Below are 7,838 nucleotides of genomic sequence, written 5' to 3'. Positions count from 1 at the left end.
AAACCGCCAGAGATGGTGTTAGGTACGCATGACAAGCGTCAAATCATTGAGGAGCCGTGTGAGGTGAAAGTCTCATGCACGGTTTTGAAGACCAACGGAGTTGGTGACAATTCCGTTGAGTTTAATCTTATAAAACAGGCCAAACAATTTATCAAATTAAACATGGGTTGTTGTCCAATTATTTAGTTCAGCAACTCAAACGTCCCGATCTTCCCATGTCTATCGTCTAGTTGTTGGACAAGCGATCGCAGCTATACCGCGCCATTGTTTGTGACAGTTGCCTAAATATTAATACATATGTACTCAACTTTAGCGATCGCGCTGTGCCAGTTGCGTAAGTCCTGTAAACTTTTTATTTCACCCCTGATTGCACGTTCCATAAACCAGCATAAATCCCATTCTTCTCCAACAATGCTTCATGTGTTCCCGACTCAACTAATTCCCCATATTCCATCACATAAATACAATCAGCATTGCGGATAGTGGAAAGACGATGAGCTATGGCTATGGTCGTTCGATTAACTGTAATCCGTTCTAAAGAACGCTGAATAGCAGCCTCAGTTTCATTATCTACTGCTGAGGTGGCTTCATCTAAAATCAAAATAGGTGGATTTTTCAAAACAGCCCTAGCGATCGCAATTCTTTGCCGTTGTCCACCAGATAATTTTTGACCCCGTTCTCCGACTATTGTCTCATAACCTTGGGGTAGCCGCATAATAAAATCATCAGCTTCGGCAATTTTCGCAGCTTCAATGATTTGTTTATTGGTAGCATTAAAAGTACCATAGGCGATATTTTCAGCAATAGTACCATGAAATAAGAATACATCTTGGCTGACCAAACCAATACTACGACGCAAATCACCTAGATTTAATTTTTGGATATTAATATTATCAATAGTGATTGTGCCAGAAGAAATATCATATAATCGCAATAATAATTTAACTAAAGTGCTTTTACCAGAACCCGTAGAACCAACAATAGCGATAGTTTTACCTGCGGGTATATGTAAGGATAATTTTTTAATTACTGGCTCTCTATCGTGATAAGCAAAAGTAACTTGTTTGAAGCTAATTTCACCACGTACTTGAGCAATAGGTAAACATTTGTCTCCCGTAATAATATTTATGGGAGTATCTAATAAATCCATGACACGATTAGTAGAAGCCATTGACCTTTGATATTTGTCAAATATTTCTCCTAATGTTACTAAAGGCCACAATAATCTTTGTACTAAAACAAGTAAAACACTATAGCTACCAATAGATATTTGACCAGCATACGCTGCCATACCTCCCCAAAATAATAAAGCTGTGAACCCTACTAAAACTAACATTCTGATTAAGGGCACAAATGCAGCAGAAAGTTTAATTGCTTTGCTGTTACTTTTTCTATATGCTTCGCTATCTCCTGCCAATCTAGCGCTTTCATAAGCTTCAGCAGTGAAACTTTTAATTGTGGTAATACCACTAATATTATTTGCTAGCCGTGAGTTCAGAAAGCTTACCCTTTCTCGCACCTCAGCGTAACGAGCTTCTAGACGTTTTTGATAACTAAATGAACCCCAAACAATAAATGGCATTGGTAACATTGCTGCAAAGGTGATATAGGGAGGTAAAATGAATAATGCACCACCAATTAAAATGATGAGTGAGGTGATAATATTAATAATTTCATTGGCTCCAAAATTTAAAAAATCTTCTAACTCGTTGATATCATCGTTCAAAATTGACATCAAACCGCCAGTGCTGCTTTCTTCAAAGTAAGCTGAATCTAATTCTTGTACATGATTGTAAGCATCCAAACGTAAATTATGCTGGATATTTTGGGCTAAATTACGCCAAATTCTATTATATGCGTACTCAGAACTTGATTCTAGTATCCAGACAATGATAGTGAGCAATGAAAGTAATAAAAATTGCCAAACTATATCTTTTACACCCAACTTGGCAAATACAGAATTTTGCTGTTCTACAAGAATATCTACCGCAATACCAATTAACCACGGTGGTGCTAAATCTAAAATCGTATTGATGATAGAACATAATGTTGCCTGCCAAATTTGTTGGCGATATTGGCTGCCATAGTTGAGCAAGCGTTGTAAAGGGTGGGCTGAATTTCTAATCTTATTAGATACTCTAGGAGATTTTGATATGATTGTCACGACTGTTTCTTGTTTGTAGTTAGATGATTCATGAGAGCGATATTTATAATAAAAATAGAATCAGGAATTTAAGTAAATTTGTTGGTTAATTCACCCCGCCCGACATTCATCACCATCGCCACTGCGATCGCTACTCCCAAACATAACAATACAACTGGTACACGTCGGTCGATGCGGAAAGATATCGCCTGGGAACGAATCACTAGCCAATCAAAACTCATTTTTTCACCTTTGATTTAACCAGGTAGACAAAAAAAGGAGCGAGCATACACACTGCCAAAGCCAGACCAAAGAAGGCCGATATTTGTGGCTTTTTCAATCGTTTCGGTGACACTATCGCCGCTTTTATCATTTGTGCTATCCTAACCAGAATTGTGGTTCAAATAAAATAAATGAAAAAGACTTTACATTGCTACTCATAATATTTAACAGCTTTGTAATCATTAAAGTTGATAATATTTCTGGATAAATATATAGATTACATCATCGTGTAGCCGTTTCCCCATTTTTTACACGGAATAAAGGATACTCTTTAGACTTTGATAGATTTTCTCAATAGAGTGATATTGTTAGATTAACTTAAATCTGCTTTGTCAAAGTCACTTGCGTACAGCTTTGCCTTGTTACCGAAAAGGTTACTGGGCAATAGGAACTAGGGACTGGGAAGCAGAGGAGCAAAGGAGAATACTCAATGCCCAATGCCCAATGCCCAATAGCAGTTTCAGTCCCCAAGCGTTACATGTGTAAATGGTGGTGTTAATGAGGATTGATAGTTTACTTAGAGTTTACAAAAGAAAATCAATACGCGTTTTACCCTTAATACTCAGTTTGATACTGGTTTTATTTGTCGGAAGCCGCACCGTAGCCGTACCAACAAAATCCACAGAGATATTATGGGATACCTATGGTGTGCCGCATATCTACGGTAAAGATGACCAGAGTGCATTTTATGCCTTTGGCTGGGCACAAATGCAAAGTCATGGAGATTTGCTTTTGCGTCTCTATGGCCAAGCACGGGGACGCGCGGCCGAATATTGGGGAGAGGAATACCTGGAGTCAGATCGTTGGGTACAGACTGCTGGAGTACCAGAACGTGCTCGTTCTTGGTACAAAGCACAGAATCCAACTTTTCGTAGTTATCTCGATGCTTTTGCTACTGGGATCAATGCTTATGCAAAACAAAATCCTAACTTAATTGATGATCAAGTTGAGGTGGTGCTACCAGTCAAGGCAGAAGATGTCATGGCTCACTTACATCGGGTACTCAATTTTACTTTTGTGGTTAACCCTGAACAAGTATTAGGTCTGAGCAAAGAAAAGTTGCAAGCAGGATCTAATGGTTGGGCGATCGCACCAACTCATTCTGCCAATGGGAATGCTATGTTGCTAGCAAACCCACACCTACCTTGGTCAGATTTATTTTCGTGGTATGAAGCCCAAATCACCGCACCAGGAATTGATGCTTATGGGGCAACACTTGTAGGTATTCCCGTATTAGCGATCGCATTCAACAAAAACTTAGGTTGGACTCACACCGTTAACACCTATGATGGTTGGGATGCTTATGAACTTACACTGGCAGGTAATGGGTATCAGTTTGATGACAAAGTTCGTAACTTTCAGACAAAAACCCTCTCCTTAAAGGTGAAGCAGAAAGATGGCTCCTTGCAAGAGCAACCATTAGTAGTGAAAAGTTCTATCCACGGGCCTGTGGTAGCCGAGAAAAATGGTAAAGCCGTGGCGCTGAGAGTTGCAGGTCTTGACCGACCAGGTGTACTCCAGCAGTGGTGGGATATGGCACGAACAAAAAACCTTGCCCAGTTTGAAAAGACACTCCAGCGCTTACAATTGCCAATGTTTACGGTGATGTATGCGGATCGAGAAGGGCATATCATGCACCTATTCAACGGTCAAGTTCCGGTGCGCTCTTTTGGTGATTTTAATTATTGGGAAGGTATAATCCCAGGAAATACATCTAAAACCTTGTGGACAAAAATTCATCCTTACCAAGATTTACCGCGCATAGTTGACCCGAAGAGTGGTTGGTTGCAAAATACAAACGATCCACCTTGGACAACTACATTTCCAGCCGCTATTAAAGCAGATGATTACCCAGCTTATATGGCACCTCGTTTCATGGATTTCCGATCCCAACGTTCTGTAAGGATGTTGGCTGAGGATGAGAAAATCTCTTTTGATGAAATGGTTGCATACAAGCACTCTACCCGTATGGAACTGGCTAATCGGATTTTGGATGATTTAATTCCGGCTGCACGCAAGTATGGTCAGGATTTAGGGCAAAAAGCAGCTAATGTCTTAGAAGCGTGGGATCGGCAAGCCAATGCAGATAGTCGCGGGGCGGTACTGTTTGCCTTTTGGGTTCAACAGCTGGACTGGGATAAGACGTTTAGTAAACCCTGGAATGAAAATTCCCCACGCACCACACCCGATGGTTTGGCTAATCCAGAAAGTGCAGTTGCAACTCTGCAAGCAGTAGCAGCAGAGGTAGAAAAGACTTATGGGGCGCTTGATGTACCGTGGGGTAAGGTTTTTCGGGTACGGTTGGGTGATGTGGATTTGCCTGGTAATGGTGGGGATGGGGAACTGGGAATTTTTCGTGTAGTGAATTCCGCTCCTGGAGAAAATGGTCAGTTCCAAGCCGTTGCAGGTGATTCTTATGTGGCTGCAATTGAATTTTCCAACCCTGTACGAGCAATGGCACTCACCAGCTACGGTAATGCATCTCAACCCGGTTCGCCCCACATTGGTGACCAGTTACAGATGTTTGCCAACAAAAAGTTGCGGACTGTGTGGCGCGATCGCTCTAAGATTCTTGCCCATCTAGAAGAACGTAAAATATTCTGAGGTCAATAGTCTGCTTTCTAAGGTTTGCGATGTCTGCGACGGGCTACGCCTACGCCCAAAAAAAAGTACAGTTTTTGAGCGATCGCAATTTGCAGCCAGTAATTTTTTGCACAAGCAGCCGGGACAGCGATCGCCACAATGGGCGTAGTTATTCTGGCTTTTCTTGTCCTGGGATTGCAGGCGTTAAGGAAAATTACCAAGAAACAGTAGGAAATAATTACTTATTCTACTTGCCAGATATTGAAGAAATAGAACAATATTTTGCAGGCGATCGCATCTATTTAATTAAAATTTGTATAGACCTCGACTTCCTGAAAACCTTCATAGATGGCTGTTTCCAGTCCCGAAAAACCAACCTATCTGCTTGTTGATTTACCTCCAGATGAAGAAAATGCCTCAGCATTACTTGAATTTGCACAGATGTACATCAGTAATCGCAAAGGGGCGTTTATCTGGGAAAAGCTCCCCAAAGAGTTGGAATCTGCCATTTTTGCCAGTATTCCTTCTGTACTGGTTAAACCTGAGAATTAAGTGTCACTTAAAACATTGCTTATTCCAGATTCAATTTGTACAACTTATTTTTAAATGATACCTAAGTGACAAAAATCCGGGTTTAGATATGCAGATTAATCCAACTGCTGTCAAATACCAATTCATAAATACGGTTATGAACTTTTAGAGAACCCTGTTGCTTGACCACCAGCCCTGATAAGAGCAATTCTTTTTCTTCTGGACTATCAACTGAGACGACTTCTTTTTGATGCCAAATTCTTCGATAGAGTTTGAGTAACTCTACAGGCTTACATTCACTTTTAAGGATGCGATCGCGAATTGTTCTCAAATGCTCTGGCTGATCTTGAGATTCCCAGTTTTCAATCAAATGCGTTTGCACTAAGTTCTTAATCCTTTCTGCTTCAAAACTAGCAGGAACAGAGAATGAAGAATTACGGATGATCTGACAAAGCTTTTGAGTAAGAAAAGGCTGACCACTTGTCCAAGCTAACATTTCTTTCAGTACTACTTGGGGATTGCTAACCTTATCTGTTAATCCTTGAAGTAAAGGTTGGGCTTCATGTTCTTTAAAACCTTCTAAGTGAATTGCTTGACCAATATTAAAAGGTGTTCTCTTGTAGTCACTTGTTAAATCAGAAGGTGTAACAACACCAAATAGAGCAAAAGTTAAACGCCGATAGTTTGGATTAATACTGCGTTGGTTATAACAAAAGCGAATTAAAGTAAAAAAGTCATTAACGGGAAATTTTAAGCCCAAGGTGCTATCAATTTCGTCTAGAAAGATAAAAATTTTTTCAGTCTTAACGTAATTTAAAATAATATCTTCTATAAATCGACTCAAGCACTGGATTGGCGATAAATCTTTTTGCTCATTCCACCAGGCTTTAAGATTCACTGTTTCTAGTAGATTAAAGCTTTGCCACAACTCGACTGCTAATCCTTTATACCACTGAATAGGAGTGATGTTTTCACTGCCAAGGCGAGTCATGTCAATGGCTGCACAGCTGAAACCTTCTTGCTGAAGATGATGCATCATACGCACCATGAGGCTTGACTTGCCCATTTGCCGCGCATTCAGAATGTAACAAAAATCCCCAATCTTCAACGCTTTATAAAGATAACGGTCTGCGGAACGCACCACATACGTGGGAGCATCCATTGGTAAACTACCACCAACTTGATAATCATAGGTTGAAGGTTGCTCCGCATTCCTGAGTAACGCATTTTCAAATATCAGTTTATCTTGAGTAACTTTCAGAACTTCTAGCGTTTGTGATAGTTCTTGAGTGCGTTCTTCAACTTTTTGTTCTAGGGTGCGGTTGGATTCGGCTAATGCATCTTTTGCCTGCTGTAAGGCAATATTTTTAAGTGTTAATTCCTGTGTAAACTGAATCCGTTCAGCTTCTGCCTTTCTGCGTTGGCTAATATCTTGAAAAGCAGCTATGGCATAGATAATTTGACCATTGTCATCAAAAATCGGTGTAGCTGATACTTCTAAGGGAGTAATCTTGGCTGCTTGGCGAATTTCAATATCGTCCACAGAGACGCTTTCACCACTTAACGCTCGCACAATGGGCTGCTGCTCAGTGGGGTACAACTGCCCTGTCCCTGCCAAATAAGCTTGATAAATTTCGTTTAATCGATTGTTAGTGACTTCTGTTACGATTCCCTTGCCAAGTATTTGTTGTGCATTTTGATTAGCGTAGTAAGATTTGCCATTGCCATCAATAACAAATACCCCCACTGGTACAGCTTCTAAAAATTGAGCAAGCCTGCTCTCACTTTCACGCAACGCTTCTTCTATCTGTTGGCGCATAGCAATCTCTTGTTGCAGATGAATCAATAATTCTACTTGCTTTTGCTGTGCTAGGCGTTCCTGTTCCCAAGCCGCTTTCATTTGCTGCACGTATTGCAGAGTTTTGTTGGTAGTAATTTCTAAATCTTGAAGATTGAGTGGTTTAGTTAGGAAATCAAAAGCACCACTATTCATCGCCTTTCTAATATTTTCAATATCGCTATAGGCAGAAATAATTACTGCTTTAATAGTGGGATATAGCTCATTCAGTTTAGTGAGCAAAGTCAGCCCATCCATTTCCGGCATAGAAATATCGGTTAATACTATATCTATATCCGGTTCAGCCTGCAACTTTTCTAGTGCTTCAAAACCATTATGGACAAAAACAAACTGAAATTGTTGTTGCCGTATTTGTTTTCTAAATTTCTGTCGGATGAGATGTTCTAAATCATGTTCATCATCCACAACCAGTATCTTCGCTGACATCGTTAATTTCTCAGT

At 40.2% G+C, this 7,838-nt stretch carries 5 protein-coding genes and 2 pseudogenes; 4 read left to right on the top strand and 3 right to left on the bottom strand.

What is annotated here, in order from left to right; genetic code table 11:
- Window positions 1-125 precede the first annotated feature (125 nt).
- Window positions 126-230 (top strand): annotated as a pseudogene (locus LC586_RS42645) (IS701 family transposase); the annotation flags it as partial.
- A gap of 122 nt (window positions 231-352) precedes the next feature.
- On the opposite strand, the gene LC586_RS16355 reads toward LC586_RS42645, so the two are convergent.
- Both LC586_RS16355 and LC586_RS16350 read right to left on the bottom strand, forming a co-directional pair.
- On the bottom strand, window positions 353-2,164 hold the full coding sequence (locus tag LC586_RS16355) for an ABC transporter ATP-binding protein (RefSeq protein ID WP_229485823.1): 1,812 nt from the start codon (window positions 2,162-2,164) through the stop codon (window positions 353-355).
- A gap of 89 nt (window positions 2,165-2,253) precedes the next feature.
- Window positions 2,254-2,385 (bottom strand): annotated as a pseudogene (locus LC586_RS16350) (iron ABC transporter permease); the annotation flags it as partial.
- A gap of 538 nt (window positions 2,386-2,923) precedes the next feature.
- Here LC586_RS16350 and LC586_RS16345 point away from each other — a divergent pair.
- Genes LC586_RS16345 through LC586_RS16335 form a run of 3 tightly spaced genes read left to right on the top strand, consistent with a single transcriptional unit; the run spans window position 2,924 to window position 5,560 of the window.
- Window positions 2,924-5,029 carry an acylase gene (locus LC586_RS16345; protein WP_229485821.1) on the top strand — a complete coding sequence of 702 codons (2,106 nt, stop codon included), beginning with the start codon at window positions 2,924-2,926 and terminating at the stop codon, window positions 5,027-5,029.
- Window positions 5,030-5,058: 29 nt separating this feature from the next.
- Window positions 5,059-5,400: a hypothetical protein gene (locus tag LC586_RS16340; RefSeq protein ID WP_229485820.1), complete on the top strand. Its 342-nt coding sequence runs from the start codon at window positions 5,059-5,061 to the stop codon at window positions 5,398-5,400.
- Window positions 5,357-5,560, top strand: coding sequence for a DUF1636 family protein (locus LC586_RS16335; RefSeq protein WP_229485819.1), 204 nt, complete (start codon window positions 5,357-5,359; stop codon window positions 5,558-5,560). The genes LC586_RS16340 and LC586_RS16335 overlap by 44 nt, the downstream gene beginning before the upstream one ends.
- Window positions 5,561-5,642: 82 nt before the next feature.
- On the opposite strand, the gene LC586_RS16330 is transcribed toward LC586_RS16335, so the two are convergent.
- On the bottom strand, window positions 5,643-7,823 hold the full coding sequence (locus tag LC586_RS16330; protein ID WP_438822908.1) for an AAA-like domain-containing protein: 2,181 nt from the start codon (window positions 7,821-7,823) through the stop codon (window positions 5,643-5,645).
- Window positions 7,824-7,838: the final 15 nt, after the last annotated feature.

This window comes from Nostoc favosum CHAB5714, assembly GCF_020829495.1.
Taxonomy (GTDB): domain Bacteria; phylum Cyanobacteriota; class Cyanobacteriia; order Cyanobacteriales; family Nostocaceae; genus Nostoc; species Nostoc favosum.
This window is presented reverse-complemented; position numbering and strand designations above follow the sequence as displayed.

Coding starts and splice junctions, on each gene's coding strand:
- LC586_RS16345 (WP_229485821.1), top strand. CDS start 2,924: ATGAGGATTGATAGTTTACTTAGAGTTTACAAAAGAAAATCAATACGC.
- LC586_RS16330 (WP_438822908.1), bottom strand. CDS start 7,823: ATGTCAGCGAAGATACTGGTTGTGGATGATGAACATGATTTAGAACAT.
- LC586_RS16335 (WP_229485819.1), top strand. CDS start 5,357: ATGGCTGTTTCCAGTCCCGAAAAACCAACCTATCTGCTTGTTGATTTA.
- LC586_RS16340 (WP_229485820.1), top strand. CDS start 5,059: ATGTCTGCGACGGGCTACGCCTACGCCCAAAAAAAAGTACAGTTTTTG.